The following is a 17,939-nucleotide window of genomic DNA, read 5'->3' on the forward strand; positions in this document are numbered from 1 at the left end:
CAATTTTACAACATGGAAGAAACCATCAGTTTGCAAGAGTTATTCGCAACATTAAAAAAACGTCTAGGGTTGATCATAGGCATTACACTAGTGGCGGCTGTCATAGCTGCTGTTGTAAGTTATTTTTATTTAACCCCTATCTATCAAGCTTCAACACAAATATTAGTGAATCAAGAAAAGGTCGAGCAACAATCATTCGATTCTCAAGATATTCAAACGAACTTACAATTGATCAATACGTACAATGTCATTATTAAAACACCGGTCATCCTATCCAAAGTCATAGAAAACTTGGACCTTGATACTACGCCGGCAGAACTTAGCAATCAGCTTACGGTGAACAGTGAACAAAACTCACAAGTCGTCAATTTGACCGTGCAAGATCCGGAAGCACATAAAGCAGTCGATATCGCGAATACCATTGCAGAAGTGTTCCAAAAAGAAATTGTTACCTTGATGAAAGTGGATAATGTCAATATTTTATCTCCTGCTGTCTACGCGGAAGATCCGCAACCTGTTAAGCCGAATAAAGAACTGAACGTAGCAATCGCAGCGGTCATCGGTCTGATGATCGGAGTAGGAATAGCATTTTTACTAGAATACTTAGATACAACCGTGAAAACAGAACATGATATTGAAGAATTGCTCGGTTTACCGGTGCTTGGGCTAGTCAGTCCAATTTCTAAAAAAGAAGTCAACACGGCAATTGATGCTCCAAAGAAAGGGTCTAGTACACATGTCAAAAATGCGCATATTTAAAAAGAAGAAACATGCTAAACAATCCGTTGCACGTAAATTAGTCACGGCAATAAGCCCAAAATCGGTTGTGTCCGAGCAATTCCGTACAATCCGGACGAATATCAATTTCTCCATGCCCGATCATGATCTTAAATCTATTCTTTTCACGTCAGCAATACCAGGAGAAGGGAAGTCCACAGCGTCAGCGAATACCGCAGTGGTCTTTGCGCAAGAGGGAAAGAAAGTACTCCTAATTGACGCGGATATGCGAAAACCGACGACGCATTATACATTTTCTCGGATGAATGCGACAGGACTATCCAACTTATTGACGCGTCAGTGGAAGCTCGAAGACGTGATTCAGCAGACAGACATAGAAGGACTCGACTTAATCACAAGTGGACCCATTCCACCGAACCCAGCTGAGTTACTAGGGTCAAAGACGATGGAAACACTGCTAGAAATGCTGAAAGAAATGTATGATTTGATCATCTTTGACGCTCCACCCGTATTGTCTGTGTCAGATGCGCAAATTTTGTCGAACAAAGCGGAAGGCACGATTCTAGTGTTGAATGCAGGAACTACGGAAAAAGAAGGCGTCCTCAAAGCTAAAGAAGCACTTCTCTCATCTCAAGCCAATATTCTAGGAACTGTTTTAAATAACTTTATCCTGGAAAAAGACCATTATTACTATCAATATTATGGAAACGATGAGTGAAAGGGCCTGGTGCCTTTTCACTTTTCTTGAATGAAGTAAAATGCAAGGAGGATCTACATGATTGATATACATAGCCATCTACTGTTCGGTGTAGATGATGGACCTGAAACAGTAGAAGGAACCATGCGGATGATAGAAGAGGCGGCTTCTGAAGGAATTACACATCTAGTCGTTACACCACACGCTTATAGCCCGCAATATCACGTACCGGTAAAGGAAGTTGAAAGTCAAGTTCGTCTAATAGGGGATATGATCAAAGCCGCAAACATTGACCTGACTCTATATACTGGTCAAGAAGTACGAATCCATGAACATCTCATCGCTAATTTATTGAATAAAGACATACTTACTATAGCAAACTCTCGTTATTTACTACTTGAGCTACCTACTCAACACGTCCCGGCATACACGGTCCGAATCATCCAGTCTCTACTTGAAGAAGGCATCGTGCCAATCATTGCACACCCTGAACGGAACAAAGGTATAGCGGAGAAGCCTGAGCGACTAGAGCGGCTAGTACGTCACGGCGCGCTGGCACAAGTAACAGCGGGTAGCCTTGCAGGTCATTTCGGCAAAAACATTCAGAAGTTATCTATTCAACTAATAGAAGCAAACCTCATCCATGCGTACGGGGCGGATGCGCATAATACAGATAACCGTCCATTCTTATTTAACAAAGGATTAGAAGTCCTTGAAAAGAAAGTGGATCGGGACACGGTGGATATGTTGTTGTTGAATAATGAACAAATCATTCACAATAAATTGCTCACCATTTACGAACCGGAAACACCAGTTACTAGGAAATGGTGGAAATTAATTGGGTAGGCTGTTAGTATGATAGAAATAGATACTGAAAAGTAACTAGTTCATATGTGATAGGAACACAACTTGAAAGGAGGAGCTCCTTTGACTGTACGCAAACGAATGACTATGCTGATTGCAGCCGATTCCATTATTGTCTTATTGTCGATCTATATCGGGTACTTCATGCTTCATCCATTTACTTCCATTATCTTTAATGAAATGTTGCTAATCAGTGCCATTACGATACAAATTGCACATCATTTCTTTGCGTGGTATTACGGCCTGTATCGAAAAGCTTGGTCGTATGCATCAATAGGTGAGTTAAAGTCTATTGTCAAAGCGGTAACATTCACTATCCTCGCAGTGGTAGTTGTTCAATTCACTCTCACACAGGATGTCTACGTACGCGCATTGGCCATCACATGGATGCTGCACGTTCTGCTAATAGGTGGATCCCGTCTGTCTTGGCGTCTAGTAAGAGATGTAGTAGTGAGAGATAAAAGCATTGATATGAAACGCACGATGATACTAGGGGCCGGACAAGCAGGCACGATGATCGCAAGACAAGTATTGAGTAATCCAGAATACGGCATGAAACCTGTCATTTTTGTAGACGACGACAAAATGAAGCAAGGTCTGGATATTTACGGAATGCGTGTCTATAGGGGGACAAAGAACATCCAGCAATTAGTGGATATGCATTACATAGATAAAATTATCATCGCTATTCCCTCGATGGGAAAACAGCAAATGACAGAGTTAATGAAACGTTGTATTGAAACAGGCGTCAAAACGCAAACAATTCCACGTATCGAAGATTTAATGACAGGAAAAGTATCTGTAAAGGATATGCGTGACGTCAAGATTGAAGATCTACTCGGGCGTGATGAAGTACAACTGGATATGCATGCCATTGCAAAAAAACTGACGGGTAAAACGATCCTCATCACAGGAGCAGGCGGTTCGATTGGTTCTGAAATTTGTAGACAAGTAGTAGAATTTCGACCGAAGAAATTGATACTACTCGGTCATGGGGAAAACTCGATCTATACTATAGACATGGAACTGCGACAAAAGGTATCATCCCATACAGAAACATGTCCAGTGATCGCAGACGTGCAAGATCGTACGCGCATATTTGACCTCATAGGCGAACTAAAACCGGATGTAATCTATCACGCGGCTGCACATAAACACGTACCGCTCATGGAGAGCAACCCAATGGAAGCCGTTAAAAATAATATTTTCGGTACAAAAAACGTAGCAGAGGCCGCTAGATTCTTTGGTGTCTCCCACTTTGTTCTCGTATCGACCGACAAAGCCGTTAACCCACCGAACATCATGGGTGCGACAAAGCGCTTTGCTGAAATGGTTGTGCAAAATTTAGCGAAAGACAGTGAAACAAAATTCGCAGCTGTCCGATTCGGCAATGTCTTGGGTTCACGAGGCAGTGTAGTACCATTATTTAAACAACAAATTGCTAAAGGTGGACCGATCACCATTACCGATCCAGAAATGACGAGATACTTCATGACCATTCCAGAAGCATCACGTCTAGTCATTCAAGCAGGAACTCTTGCGCAAGGTGGCGAAGTTTTTGTGCTTGATATGGGAGAGCCAGTTAAAATTGTTCATTTAGCGAAGAACTTGATCAAGCTCTCTGGATATGAGGAAGATGAAATTGAAATTAAATACTCTGGCATTCGTCCAGGGGAGAAGTTGTTTGAAGAGTTATTGAATGAAAATGAACGTCAGAGTGAACATGTGTTTCCGAAGATTTATGTTGGGAAGGCTACACCGATATCGGAGACGGAGCAGCTTTATGTGTTGGATAAGTTACCGGGTATGAGTGATGAAGAGTTGAAAAAGACGCTTGTTGGGTTGGCGAATCGGAAGTTTGGGGAGGCGCCACTTGTGAAAAGTGATGCCATATAACAGTGAAAAAATCTAAATGATAGAAGGTATGAAAATGAATTTTGCAATTGTAGGATGCGGATTTATCGCAAAAAAACATGCATTAGCTATTTCAAAAATAGATGGTGCCACCCTTGTAGCGGTTTGTGACCGAGTTCCAGAACTCATGGAGCCTTATTTGATTGACTATGGTGCGCTGCCGTACACAAATCTTGAAGAGTTATTAAGAGATGAAACAATAGATGTTATTAACATTTGTACACCAAGCGGTACACATGCTTCAATTGCAGAACTTGCCGCATCGTATGGAAAACATATCATCGTAGAAAAACCTATTGCTATGACAATGGAAGAGACAGAAAGAATTATTGTAGCAGCTGAAGAAAATGATGTGAAACTTGCTGTCGTCCATCCTAATCGATTCCGTCCGGTAGTGATGAAGCTTCAAGAGATGTTAGATCAACAACTGCTTGGAAAGATCAGTCATGCATTATGTATCGTTAATTGGAACCGTGGACAAGAATATTATGATCAAGCACCTTGGCGAGGTACAAAAGAACATGATGGCGGTGTACTGATGAATCAAGCTATTCATAACTTGGACTTACTTCTATCATTTTTAGGAACTCCAGTTGAAGTGTTTAGTATGGAAGCAACACGTTTACGAGATATAGAGTCTGAAGACGTGTCAACGGGTCTAATACGTTTTGAATCAGGAGTATTAGCAACTGTTCAAGCTTCTACTACCGTTTATCCCAAAAACTATGAAGAATCCATTACGATCTTTGGTGAAAAGGGTACTGTGAAAATAGGTGGAATGCATGCATTGCATTTTGAAACACTAGATATTCAGGGATTAGATGAAACTACAACTAGAGAGTATATTAACGAAGTGAAAGCAAATCCTTGGGGAACTCCCGGGCATGAGCAAGTTATTCAAGACATGATTCATTCTGTTTTAGAAGAACGCCAGCCAGCAGTAACTGGGCAAGATGGGAAAAATGCTTTAGAATTAGTACTAGCATTTTATGAGTCAGCACAATTAAACAAACCAATTAGTTTCACAAGAGAGGAAGAGATAGCGTGCCAACCATCAAAAGCATATCAGAAGATTTAATACAAAAGTTAGAAGGGAAAACCGCAACGGTTGGTGTTGTAGGTTTAGGTTATGTAGGTCTTCCTTTAGCAGTTGAAAAGGCAAAAGCAGGATTTTCAGTTATTGGATTTGATGTTCAAGAAGATAAAGTTCGTATGGTAAACGAAGGAAATAACTATATTGGCGATGTTATTCAGGAAGACCTTGAATCGCTTGTTAAAGAAAACAAACTAAGAGCTACGGCTGACTATACATTTATTCGTGATGTAGATGCAGTAGCTATTTGTGTACCGACACCATTGGATATTTATAAGCAACCAAATATGAACTATGTAGAAAGTTCAGTAAGAGCCATAGCTCAGTATGTTACTGCCGGAACGCTTATTGTTCTAGAAAGCACTACGTACCCTGGAACAACAGAGGAATTGATTAAACCTATCATAGAAGAGAAAGGGTTCATCATCGGCCAAGATGTATTCTTGGCTTATTCTCCTGAACGTATAGATCCTGGGAATAAAGAATTCAATACGAAAAATACACCTAAAGTTGTTGGTGGCGTAACAAAAACATGTACAAAAGTGGCGGCTGCCATGTATCGAACTGTACTAGATGGTGACGTACACGAAGTATCAAGTCCTGCTGTTGCTGAAATGGAAAAGTTGTTGGAGAATACATTCCGTAATATCAATATAGCATTAGCTAATGAAATGGCTATACTATGTCATAAGATGGACATCGATGTGTGGGAAGTTATTGATGCTGCAGCTACCAAGCCATACGGATTCATGCCGTTTTATCCTGGGCCAGGACTAGGTGGACACTGTATCCCGATTGATCCATGGTACTTAACTTGGAAGGCTCGTGAATATGGATATCATACGAAATTGATTGAAATAGCGGGAGAAATAAACGATAGTATGCCCGACTTTGTCGTGCAACGCTGTTCAGAGATTTTAAATAACAAGAAGAAGGCTTTGAAAGGTTCTAAGATATTAATATTGGGCGTTGCCTATAAAAAAGATATCGATGACTACCGTGAATCTCCTGTATTACCCATCTTAAATAGGTTGACTAAAACAGGTGCCGACTGGAAAGTCGCGGATCCTTTTGTGTCAGAATTTAAGTTGTATGGAGAATTAATTGAGACTGTTCAAGTGACAGAAGAGGTATTGAAAGAAGTGGATTTGGTTGTGCTTGCTACTAATCATAGTGAATTTGATTATGAACTAATTAATAATTATGCTTCGTGTCTATTAGATACTAGAAACACGGATTTCGTTTTTCAAAAGCTTAATTACTTTAAATTATAAGGCCAATGAAGTAGAGAGGAAATGAGGGTTCTTACAAAGTAATGAAAAACACATTTGTTAGACATGTTTTAACTTTAATGAAAGGAACCGCGATTGCTCAATTCTTACCAATTTTAATTTCTCCAATTTTAACTAGGATATATACGCCAGAACAGTTTGGGGTATTCGCGATTTATATTGCAGTCATTTCTATATTGGCACCTATAGTTAATGGTAGATATGAACTTGCGATTGCTTTGCCAAATGAAGAAAGAAAAGCTTTTTCATTGTTTATATTGGCGTTCACTATAAATGTTATTGTTACTTTAATTGCCGTAATAGTAGTCGTAACAACTGGTGAGCGGATGGTTGAACTATTATCTCTAACTGATGCAAATTGGCTTTATGTACTTCCTATAGGTCTGTTTTTAACTGGGCTTTTTAGCTCCCTAACGTATTTAAACAATCGTTGGGGACGCTTTAATTATTTAGCTAAATCTAAAATTAATCAATCAATTGCTACGGCTGTTTCCCAACTGATTTTAGGCTTTGTCAAGTTAGGAAGTTTAGGACTTGTTATAGGTTCTATTATTGGTCAAATTACTTCCGTTTTAAGTTTAAATAAGCATGTTGAAATAACTAAAAAAATGAATGAAGGGAATATTGGTAAAAGTGATCTTATTATTGTAGGAAAAGAATACAATGATTTTCCCAAATACGCAATGACTACCCATTCATTAGAAGCACTTTCAACAAATATCCCCAGCTTATTACTAAGTAAGTTTTTTGGATCTCAACATACGGGCTATTATTCGTTAACAATACGTACAATAAACTTACCAATGTCTTTAATCGGTAGATCGGTTGGTGATGTGTTTTTATCAACTGCAAGCAAGCTTTATAGAGAACAAGGGGAATGTGAAGCACTTTATCGAAAGACTTTTAATGTGCTAGCACTAATTCCAATCATCCCGTTTGTTATTTTATTCTTTTTTGCTGAAGAACTATATGCATTCATTTTTGGTGAAGAATGGATAATTGCTGGTACCTATACAAAAATATTAATCCCAGCGTTATACTTACAGTTTATATCAAGTCCTCTTTCACATATGTTTGTTATAGCTAAGAAGATAAAGTTAGAACTATTTATTCAAATCTTTATATTATTGTTATCAGTCATGTCATTTGTGATTGGCTATTATTATTACGAATCAACAGAAATATCACTGATGATTTTTTCAGGAGTTCTTGTACTGAAGTATTTAATTTTTATTTACTTTTCTTACAAGTTTTCTTTAAAAAATACTGAAAGACGGGTTGGGAAATGATTATAGAGCTGTTTTTCTTGTTAATGTATAAGTTATTACTAGATTACGCCTACTTAAACTATGTGAGTGAGTTATATCAATACACTGGTTTTATTAAGGATTTTAATTTAATAAAGTTTGTCGAGTCTTGTGTTTTGTTGATTCCGATATATATATTCTTTAGATATAAGAATAAAACAACTAATAGTTCTAATATTATTTTAATGATATTCATCCTCTCTATAATTATACCTACTTCTGTCTTGTATGGTATGGAAGGTACAAGTCGACAGTTTTACTATTTCACACTAATAGGTTTTTCAATAACGATTTTACTTAGTAAAATCCCAGCCCTCAATTTGAAGAAAGCTACTAATATTAGTTCAAAGAAACTAAATAATATGTTAATCTTCTGTACACTAATAGTAGCAGGATTACTAATTGCATATGAAGGATATCCTACATTAAAGGCATTTGATTTGAGTAATGTTTATGAAATTCGAAGAAATGTTAATTTACCGAAGTTTTTAAGCTATTTATCCAATTGGCAAACTAAAGTAATTTCATTATTTCTTTTTGCGTATAGTTTGCATTACAAGAAAAGTAAATTATTTATTTTAACTCTAATTATGCAACTATTAATTTACTCAATTACGGCCCATAAGATTGTTCTTTTTGCACCAGTGCTATTGACTTTCTTGTTTTTATTATTAAAGTATTTTAAAAACTTTTATTTAGTTTACATAGTAGGAATGAACTTTGGTGTAATAATTACATTCGTGCTCTTTAAAGTAGGTATATCTGAGTGGCCAGCCACACTTTTCATTAGAAGAATGTTACTAGTTCCTATAAAAAACGCTATTTATGTATATGATTATTTTAATGATGTAGATAAAGTTATGTTATCCAATTCTATTTTAAAAGGTGTTTTTACTTATCGATTTGATAAGGGGCTGTATTATGTAATTGGAGAAAAATACTACGGTAACGCAATGTCTAATGCGAATACAAATTATATTGGGGATGCTTATGCACAACTAGGTCTTATAGGAATATTGTTATTTTCAATATTACTTGGGATACTATTATGGACATTAAAGACCATTTCATTAGGAAAGCCATTAATTATAACGCTCGGTGCAGTTTTAATTAGTTTTTATTCAATTATAGATAGTTCGCTATTAACAAGTATTTTAACAAATGGTATCTTGATTGGAATGCTTTTAATTTTATTACTTAGAAAAGATCACAAGGTTGAAAATTAAGTTTATAGAAGAAGGAAGGTTATTTTTTGGAAAGTATACAAATATGTACAGTTTGTGTAATGGATACGACTGACCCCGAGATAACTTTTAATGAAGAAGGGGTTTGCAATCATTGTAGGGATGCAAAAATATTGGGTGAACGTGTTTGTTTTCCAAATGAAATTGGTCAAAAGAAATTAGAGATGATTATTCGGAAAGTCAAAGAAGCAGGGCGAGGTAAAAAATACGATGCAATTGTTGGTTTGAGTGGTGGAGTTGATAGCTCTTATCTCATTTACAAAGCTAAAGAATGGGGAATTCGCTTATTAGCACTACATGTAGATGGAGGATGGAATAATAAAATCGCAGAAGAGAATGTGAGAGCTATCTGTGAATATGGCAATGTGGATTTAGAAATTGTGAAAATTGATTGGGAAGAGATGAAAGAAATGCAAATGGCATTCCTAAGAGCTTCTGTTCCAAATCAAGATATTCCACAAGACCATGCTTTCTTTTCAACTTTATACACTTATGCAGTCAAAAATAATATAGAATATGTGTTAAACGGTTCAAACTGGGAAACTGAAAACATTTTACCTAAATCATGGGGTTACAATTCAATGGACGGAAATCACGTCAAAAATATTTATCAAAAACATGGAAGAAAGAAATTGAAAAAATACCCTATTATGAACTTCTATAAAATGAAAATATATTATCCTTTAATTAAAAAGATGAAAGTTATTAAGCCGTTAAATTTACTTCCATATCATAAAGAAGAAGCTATGAAGGAACTAGAGGAAAACACCGGGTGGAGATATTATGGTGGTAAACATTACGAGTCAATTTGGACGAAATTCTTTCAGTCTTACTACCTGCCTACAAAATTTAACTTTGATAAAAGAAAAGCTCATTTATCAAGTTTGATTGTTTCAAATCAGATTACTCGTGCTCAGGCATTGCAAGAATTGGCAGAGCCCCCATACGATTCTTCCAGAATAGAGAATGAGAAGATAGAAATAGCGAATAAGTTAGATATATCCCTAGAAGAATTAAATTTGCTTATTCTAGAAAAAAATCGCAATCATTCAGAATATATTTGTACAGAAGATACATTACTATTCAAATTGTTATTTAGTATTTATTCAAGTTTAAATAGATAATTATGAGAAAAAGGTTGTGTCGTATGAAAATCTGTCATCTAACGTCTGTTCATCCCCATACGGACACCAGAATATTCATTAAGGAATGTCAATCTCTTGCAAATGCAGGGTTTGATGTTCATTTAGTAGTACCCAATGCTCCGAATGCGTTTGTTAAAGGTGTTCAGATTCATGGGGTTCTTAAAGATACTGGTAATCGTTTAAAACGTATGACGAAAACAGTTGACAATGTATTTAAAAAAGCTTTAGAAATTGATGCAGATATCTATCATTTTCATGATCCCGAGCTTTTACCTATTGGATTGAAGTTGAGGAAGCGAGGTAAGAAAGTTATTTATGATGTGCATGAAGATGTGCCACGACAAATACTTACTAAAGAGTGGCTTCCGCGCTATACACATTCTATCATATCAAAAGTAGTTGAATTATATGAGAATCGTGCCGCGAAAAAAATGAATTTCATTATTACAGCAACGCCCTTTATCAAAGAGCGTTTCTTAAAACTAGGATGTAAAGCTCAAGACGTTAACAACTATCCTTTGTTGGATGAGCTTCAAGTTAAAAATGTGAGATGGTCTGAAAAAGAAAATGCTGTTTGTTATGTGGGAGGTATTACTTTCATTCGCGGAATTAAAGAAATGGTAAAAGCAATTGATACGTCAAAAGAAGTTACCTTGTTGTTGGGGGGCGGGTTTGCCACTTCTTCTGAAAGAGATATTGTTACTAGTTTAAAGGGATGGTCAAGTGTTAAAGAACTTGGATTTTTGAATAGAGAACAAGTCAAAGAAACATATAGTAAATCAAAAGCAGGTATAGTGACTCTTCATCCAACTATTAACTATATAGATGCACTTCCAGTCAAAATGTTTGAGTATATGGCTTCTGGCATTCCAGTAATTGCTTCGAACTTCCCATTATGGAAAGGCATTATCGAAAAAAATAACAGTGGACTTTGTGTAGATCCATTAAATCCTGAAGAAATTGCGGAAGCTATTAAATGGATAATCAAAAATCCCGTTGAAGCTGAGAGGATGGGTCGTAATGGACGAGTAGCTGTTGTGAGAGAATATAATTGGGAAGCGGAGAGTATAAAATTAATCGATATATATAGAAATTTAATGAAATAATTGGAGGTAATACTATGAAGGTCCAGATGTTAGATCTATCCGAACAATATAAAATAATAAAACATGAAGTACTCCAAAAACTTGATGAAGTAATGTCTTCTTCACAATTCATATTGGGTAGTTATGTTAAACAGGTAGAAAATAATATTGCAGAAATGAGTAAAACAAAATATGGAATTGGTGTTGCGAATGGATCAGATGCAATACATATTGCACTTCAGGCTGCTGGTGTTAAAGCCGGGGATGAAGTAATTACTACATCGTTTACATTTTTTGCTACTGCTGGTGCGATTGCGCGTGCTAATGCGGTGCCGGTATTTGTTGATATTGATCCGATTACATATAATATCGATCCATCTAAAATAGAGGAAGTAATAACTGAGAAGACGAAAGCCATTATTCCTGTCCACCTCTATGGTCAAATGGCGGATATGAATCCTATTATAGAAATTGCTGAAAAGTATAAATTGCATGTGATTGAAGATGCAGCGCAGGCGATTGGTTCGACGTATAAGGGGAAGCAAGTAGGCGAGATGAGCAGTGCGGCAACTTATAGTTTCTTCCCGACAAAAAATCTAGGTGCTTATGGTGATGGAGGAATGGTTGTTTCAAATGTTGAGAATCTAGCTGAACAAGCGCGTGTCATACGTGTGCATGGAAGTAAACCAAAATATCATCATCATGTGTTAGGTTATAATAGCAGGCTAGATGAAATGCAAGCGGCTGTACTCAGTGTGAAATTGCCTCATTTACCAATCTGGAGTGAGGATCGTCGTAAGCATGCGGCTTATTACACTGAAAAATTGAATGAAGTTCTTGGTGATCGAGTAGTGACACCTGTTGAAATAGAAGGAAACTATCATGTGTTTCACCAATATACGCTTCGAGTTGAAAGAAGAGACGAACTTCAATCTTATTTAAAAGAACAAGGTGTGTCAACGATGATTTATTACCCTATTCCACTTCATATGCAACCTGTCTTTAAGGACTTGGGCTATAAAGTAGGAGATTTACCTGAGACGGAGAAAGCAGCACAAGAAGCACTATCACTGCCAATGTTCCCAGAATTGAAGCGTGAGCAACAGGATTATATTATTGATAAAATCAAGGGGTTTTATTTAAAATAAGCATTTCAAAGAATGTATAATATGTATTAGCATCACTCTAATTATATAATGAGTGATGCTTCTTTTAGAAAGGTGGAGATCAAATGACTTTTGTAATAGGGGAAAATGTTGTTGTTGGAGAAGCTGTATCTTTTGGTGAGTGTGTGAATATCGGGAATAATGTCACCATTTATGCGGGAACGAAAATTGGAGATAATGTCATTATTCAAGACAATGCTGTGATTGGAAAACAGCCAACACGCGCGAAAGCATCGATTCTTCCGGACGTAAAAGAATTACTTCCGACTAAGATTGGTTCTGGAGTGACCGTTGGTACATCTGCTATTATTTATGCAAATGCTGAAATCGGAGATGATGTTTTTATAGCTGATTTAGCGACTGTAAGAGAACGGGTAACAATTGGTGAAAAGACGATTGTCGGACGGGGTGTTGCAGTTGAGAATGACTGTAAAATAGGGGAAGGCTGTAAATTAGAAACTAATTGCTACATTACAGCGTATTCTGAATTAGGGGATTATGTATTTATTGCGCCTTGTGTTGTAACGACAAATGATAATTTCATGGGTCGAAGCAAGGAACGTTATGACCATTTGGGTGGTATTGTAGTAAAAAATGGCGGCAGAATTGGTGCTAATGTAACAGTACTTCCTGGCATCACAATTCATGAGGATGGAACTGTGGCTGCCGGTAGTATTGTGTCAAGGGATGTTGAAAAAGAATGTTTAGTCGTTGGATCTCCAGCCAAGAGAATACGGAAGGTTCCTAGTGAGCAGTTATTAAGAAATCAATAATTTATTAATTTGAAGAACCGAAAGGAGTGTAGTCCTATGAAAGTAGAATTTTCACCGCCAGATATTTCTCAAAGAGAGATTGATGAAGTAGTAGACACTTTAAAATCAGGGTGGATTACTACAGGACCTAAAACAAAACTATTTGAAAAGAATATAGCTGATTTTTGTAATGTAGATAGAGCGGTATGTCTTAACTCTGCTACTGCTTCTATGGAGATGACATTAAGGCTCCTAGGTATAGGGAAAGGTGACGAAGTAATCACAACGGCATACACCTATTCTGCATCAGCAAGTGTGATACATCATGTTGGTGCGAAGATAGTTATGGTTGACACATTGGAGAACTCATATCATATAGATTATGAATCCCTAGAAAAAGCAATTACTAGTAAAACTAAGGCAATGATACCTGTAGATGTCGGCGGTGTTATGTGTGACTATGATAAAATATTTGAGATTGTAAATAGAAAAAGAGATTTGTTTAATCCTTCAAATGAACTTCAAGAAAGAATGGGTAGAATTACAGTTATTGCAGATGCAGCACATTCACTTGGAGCAGTATACAAAGGAAATGTAAGTGGGGAAGTTGCGGACTTTACATGTTTCTCAATGCATGCAGTTAAGAATCTAACTACAGCTGAAGGTGGAGCGGTAGTTTGGAGAGATATTGAAGGAGTTAGCAACGAAGATATTTACTCGGAGTATATGCTATTGTCTTTACATGGTCAATCTAAGGACGCTTTGGAAAAGTCTAAAGTAGGTCAATGGGAATATGACATTGTAGCACCTAACTATAAGTGTAATATGACAGATATAATGGCTTCTATAGGATTAGCTCAACTCGAAAGATATCCTGATTTATTAAAAAAGAGAAAAGAACTTATTATGATGTATGATGAGTTACTTAATAGTGATAGAGTTCAGAAAGTAAAGCATTTTTCAGATGAATACAAATCGAGTGGGCATTTATATATGGTCAGATTAATAGATAAAGATGAAGATTTTAGAAATCATATTATTACTGAAATGGCTCGAAAGGGCATCTCTACTAATGTTCATTATAAGCCTCTGCCACTTCATACAGCATATAAGGATTTAGGCTTTCAGATAGAAGGTTTCCCTAACGCTTTCAAAATGTATGAAAATGAAATTACTTTACCTTTGCACACTAAAATGACTACTGAACAAGTGAAATATGTTTGTCAAACATTATTAAGTCTAATTTAAACAAGTAGGAGATACTATTAATGTATAGTGAAATAATAAAGAGATTTTTAGATATATTATTTTCAATAATTTTGATGCCATTGATACTAATAATAATTATTGTATGTGCAATTGCGATAAAAATTGAGGATCAAGGATCGGTTTTTTATGCTGCGCTTAGATTAGGTAAAGATGAAAAAACATATAAAATGTATAAGCTCCGTACAATGAAAGAAAACGCACCTGACTTAAGAAATGAGGATGGTTCAACATATAATTCAGATAAGGATGTAAGAGTAACTAAAGTAGGAAGCTTTTTAAGGAAAACTAGCATTGATGAAATCCCACAAATTATTAACGTACTGTTAGGTAATATGAGTTTTATCGGTCCAAGACCAGACTTGCCAGAACACATACTTCAGTATAGTGATTCAGAAATTAAAAAACTTAAAGTTTTGCCTGGAATTACGGGATATAATCAAGCATACTATCGAAATACTATACAATGGAAAGAGCGGTTAATTAATGACGTGTATTATGTAAATAACATCTCATTTATGTTTGATCTAAAAATATTATTAAAGACTATAAGTACGATCTTACTAAGAAAAGGCGTGTTTATAGAATCAGATAACAAGAATACAGAAGGTGGAAAAAATGAATAATAACTTTTCTGTAAAAGAGCTAGTCTGGGATACTGAATACTTCGGAGTGAATTCTGCTAGAGTGATTTTAAATGGAGTGCTATCAAAAGAAAATCAATCGACAGTTATAAATGAAATGAAAAGGTATGATTTCATTACTATAGAAAACCTTAATAACTTAAATGAAAATAACATTTGGTTAGGTAAGATGGACAATATATTCCTAGCAGATATGAATGTTCAATTCGAAAAAGAAATTCAAAAAGAAGAAAATTCTTCTGATATAGAAAGTTATATATATAATTCATTTCCCGAAAATAAAGAAGTGAAAAATATTGCACAAAATGAATTTATACATTCTAGATTTATTAATGACCCCTATCTATCTACTTGTAAAAAAAATAATGTTTACTTACATTGGATTAATTCAGCATTTAATAAAAAGAATAAGTATTTCATAATAACAAAAAGGGAAAATGAAATAGCTGGGTTCATTCTATTTTCAAAGAATGATGATAAAACTATTATTGTTGAGTTAATAGCTGTTGATAAAAGATTTGCAAACAAAAGGGTAGGTAAGTCTTTAATGTCCAAATTAGAAGAATTTTCTTTCCAAAACAAATTTACAAAGATTCAAGTTGGAACTCAGATAAATAATATAGTTGCAAATAATTTTTATAGCAAACTAAATTACAGGTTTAAAGGTTGTAGTTCAATATATCATTTATGGAATTCGATGAATTATTAAGGAGTTAAATTGTAATGAACATTTGGATCATTAATCACTATGCTATGCCACCTGAATATGAGGTAAGAGTAAGAAATAATGTTATGGCAAAGTATTTAAATTTAAGCGGTCATAAAGTGAAAATTATTTCAGCAAGTACTATTCATAATACTGATATCAACCTCATGGATAATGAGCCTAAAAAAGTTATCGAAAGAAGTTATGAAGATTTAGATTTTATTCATATTAAAACTAGCAATTATGAAGGTAGTCGTATTAAAAGAATAATAAACCACTTACAATTTCCAATTAGACTATTAATGAATTATAAAAAAATATCTTTAAAACCCGATGTTATCGTTTGCGACCTAGGTGTATTATTTGCACTTTCGCCCTTATTTATCGCAAAGAAATTAAGAGTGAAATTTATACTTGAAGTCAGAGACTTATGGCCAGAATCTATTGTTGGACTTTTAAGATTATCCAAGAACAATCCATTCATAAAAATCCTTTATTCTGTTGAAAAGTATGTTTATCGTAAATCAGATAGTTTGATATTCACTATGCCTGGTGGGAAAGATTATATTAAAGATAGATCATGGGATACAATCCTCGATATGTCCAAAATACATAATATAACAAACGGTGTTGATACTAAAGTATACAAAGAGAATATTGTAGATTACCCTTTGGAAGATAGAGAATTAGAAAATCCTGATACATTTAAAGTCATATATACAGGTTCAATTAGATTAGCTAATGATGTTGAAGCAATTATTAATGCAGCAAAAAAAGTTAAAGAGTTAAGTAGTAAAATTATATTTATTATTTATGGAGAAGGCTCAGATAAAGAAGCATTAATAAGAAAATGTGCGAATGAAGAAATTGATAACGTGGTATTTAAGGGGCAAGTAGATAAAAAATATATTCCATATATACTTTCTAGAAGTGATTTAAATATCCTACATTGTAAACCGACGCCTACATTTAGATATGGAGGTAGTTTGAATAAATTATCAGAGTATATTGTTAGTGGAAAACCAATATTATCTACTATACAAATGAGTTATAATCCAATCACTAAATATAATTGTGGAATTGTCACGGAAGATTCAAGCGCAAATCAGATAGCGAAAGGTGTAATGTACTTCTACAGTATGGGAGAAAATGAGTACAAAATATATTGTGATAATGCATTAACAGCCGCTAAAAGTTTGGATTATAGAACTTTAACATCTGAATTGGAAGATATTTTGATGCATGGTAATTCTAGTTTATAAGTAGAGTCACTAGTACCTCATAATTCAGTTCGAAAAACCTCATCTACCTTTAAGTAAACAGACACAGTCAGCTGTTAATGTTAGACTAGATTCAACAGATTCTTAAAAATCATATGTATTATATGAAATAGATTGATTAAAACACAAATAAACCACTTTTTCCAGGCTATAGGGGAGTACCAACTATAGGACTTCCTAACCTACCCACCAGTAAAAGAGGAGCTGGAAACAATGATTATGTCATCAATAAATTATATTAAGGAAATAAATGTAAGTAATTGGAGCCACTTGAAAAGGCTACCTGTGCACCACACAATTCAGACGCTAGTCTGACAATTTTTGAGCATACAAAATGTAAAGTCATCTGATCGTGCAAACGATTTGGTGGCTTTTTTATCGTAAAAGAAAATAGTTGAAGAATTGATTTCTTCTATTGAAATCGCAAGTGAAATTCATACATTTTTTAAATAATACATGATACTGTTCGTTCTTCTTCTCGTGCTCTTCAATTGTAAGTTGGGTTTTCTTGTCTGGTTTTCTCATAGGAATAATAATAGCATAAAATCATTCTAAGAAGTAGACTCAAATCACTTTTTTCGCAGAGACTGAAGGGTACGCGTCACGTTGGTTCGTAAGCGTCAAACAGTGAACACGTTGTTTAATATAAAAGAAAATGCCCCAAAGAATCGATCATAAAGATTCTTGGGGCGTTTTCTATTTCTTTGACTGGATATAACAATTCTTTGGTAAGGTCTTCGACCAAG

Annotated in this window: 16 protein-coding genes; all 16 read left to right on the forward strand. The window is 35.3% G+C overall.

The genetic code is table 11. The features are described from left to right. Window positions 1–12: 12 nt before the first annotated feature. The 16 genes from CSV72_RS13605 to CSV72_RS13680 all read left to right on the forward strand — a co-directional run bounded on the left by CSV72_RS13605 (window position 13) and on the right by CSV72_RS13680 (window position 17,175). A complete protein-coding gene (locus CSV72_RS13605; protein ID WP_099678798.1) occupies window positions 13–759 on the forward strand; it encodes a YveK family protein in 747 nt (248 codons plus the stop codon). Continuing rightward, a complete protein-coding gene (locus CSV72_RS13610; RefSeq protein ID WP_304442243.1) occupies window positions 737–1,456 on the forward strand; it encodes a CpsD/CapB family tyrosine-protein kinase in 720 nt (239 codons plus the stop codon). The genes CSV72_RS13605 and CSV72_RS13610 overlap by 23 nt, the downstream gene beginning before the upstream one ends. Window positions 1,457–1,513: 57 nt before the next feature. Further along, window positions 1,514–2,281 carry a tyrosine-protein phosphatase gene (locus tag CSV72_RS13615; RefSeq protein WP_099678799.1) on the forward strand — a complete coding sequence of 256 codons (768 nt, stop codon included), beginning with the start codon at window positions 1,514–1,516 and terminating at the stop codon, window positions 2,279–2,281. Between the two features lie 81 nt (window positions 2,282–2,362). Beyond that, window positions 2,363–4,195, forward strand: coding sequence for a polysaccharide biosynthesis protein (locus CSV72_RS13620; RefSeq protein ID WP_099678800.1), 1,833 nt, complete (start codon window positions 2,363–2,365; stop codon window positions 4,193–4,195). A 34-nt stretch (window positions 4,196–4,229) separates the two neighbouring features. Next, window positions 4,230–5,291 (forward strand): Gfo/Idh/MocA family protein, encoded by a 1,062-nt coding sequence (locus tag CSV72_RS13625; RefSeq protein ID WP_099678801.1) that lies wholly within the window; start codon window positions 4,230–4,232, stop codon window positions 5,289–5,291. Next, window positions 5,258–6,580, forward strand: a complete 1,323-nt coding sequence (locus CSV72_RS13630; RefSeq protein ID WP_199170110.1) for a nucleotide sugar dehydrogenase — start codon at window positions 5,258–5,260, stop codon at window positions 6,578–6,580. The genes CSV72_RS13625 and CSV72_RS13630 overlap by 34 nt, the downstream gene beginning before the upstream one ends. A gap of 41 nt (window positions 6,581–6,621) precedes the next feature. After that, on the forward strand, window positions 6,622–7,887 hold the full coding sequence (locus tag CSV72_RS13635) for a lipopolysaccharide biosynthesis protein (RefSeq protein WP_099678802.1): 1,266 nt from the start codon (window positions 6,622–6,624) through the stop codon (window positions 7,885–7,887). 23 nt (window positions 7,888–7,910) lie between these two features. Next, a complete protein-coding gene (locus tag CSV72_RS13640; RefSeq protein ID WP_158232221.1) occupies window positions 7,911–9,131 on the forward strand; it encodes a hypothetical protein in 1,221 nt (406 codons plus the stop codon). Between the two features lie 26 nt (window positions 9,132–9,157). Then, window positions 9,158–10,273: an N-acetyl sugar amidotransferase gene (locus CSV72_RS13645; RefSeq protein ID WP_099678804.1), complete on the forward strand. Its 1,116-nt coding sequence runs from the start codon at window positions 9,158–9,160 to the stop codon at window positions 10,271–10,273. A 23-nt stretch (window positions 10,274–10,296) separates the two neighbouring features. Continuing rightward, window positions 10,297–11,400, forward strand: coding sequence for a glycosyltransferase family 4 protein (locus CSV72_RS13650; protein ID WP_099678805.1), 1,104 nt, complete (start codon window positions 10,297–10,299; stop codon window positions 11,398–11,400). Between the two features lie 14 nt (window positions 11,401–11,414). Further along, window positions 11,415–12,527 carry a DegT/DnrJ/EryC1/StrS family aminotransferase gene (locus tag CSV72_RS13655; RefSeq protein ID WP_099678806.1) on the forward strand — a complete coding sequence of 371 codons (1,113 nt, stop codon included), beginning with the start codon at window positions 11,415–11,417 and terminating at the stop codon, window positions 12,525–12,527. An 83-nt stretch (window positions 12,528–12,610) separates the two neighbouring features. Then, window positions 12,611–13,318, forward strand: coding sequence for an acyltransferase (locus tag CSV72_RS13660; protein ID WP_099678807.1), 708 nt, complete (start codon window positions 12,611–12,613; stop codon window positions 13,316–13,318). A 36-nt stretch (window positions 13,319–13,354) separates the two neighbouring features. After that, the gene (locus tag CSV72_RS13665) at window positions 13,355–14,545 is read left to right on the forward strand and encodes a DegT/DnrJ/EryC1/StrS family aminotransferase (RefSeq protein ID WP_099678808.1); all 1,191 of its coding nucleotides are present in this window, start codon (window positions 13,355–13,357) and stop codon (window positions 14,543–14,545) included. 20 nt (window positions 14,546–14,565) lie between these two features. After that, window positions 14,566–15,189 (forward strand): sugar transferase, encoded by a 624-nt coding sequence (locus tag CSV72_RS13670; RefSeq protein ID WP_099678809.1) that lies wholly within the window; start codon window positions 14,566–14,568, stop codon window positions 15,187–15,189. Beyond that, window positions 15,182–15,916, forward strand: coding sequence for a GNAT family N-acetyltransferase (locus CSV72_RS13675; RefSeq protein WP_099678810.1), 735 nt, complete (start codon window positions 15,182–15,184; stop codon window positions 15,914–15,916). Before CSV72_RS13670 ends, CSV72_RS13675 begins: the two co-directional genes overlap by 8 nt. 14 nt (window positions 15,917–15,930) lie before the next feature. Beyond that, window positions 15,931–17,175, forward strand: a complete 1,245-nt coding sequence (locus CSV72_RS13680; RefSeq protein WP_099678811.1) for a glycosyltransferase family 4 protein — start codon at window positions 15,931–15,933, stop codon at window positions 17,173–17,175. Window positions 17,176–17,939: the final 764 nt, after the last annotated feature.

Source organism: Sporosarcina sp. P20a (genome assembly GCF_002743175.1).
Lineage (GTDB): Bacteria > Bacillota > Bacilli > Bacillales_A > Planococcaceae > Sporosarcina.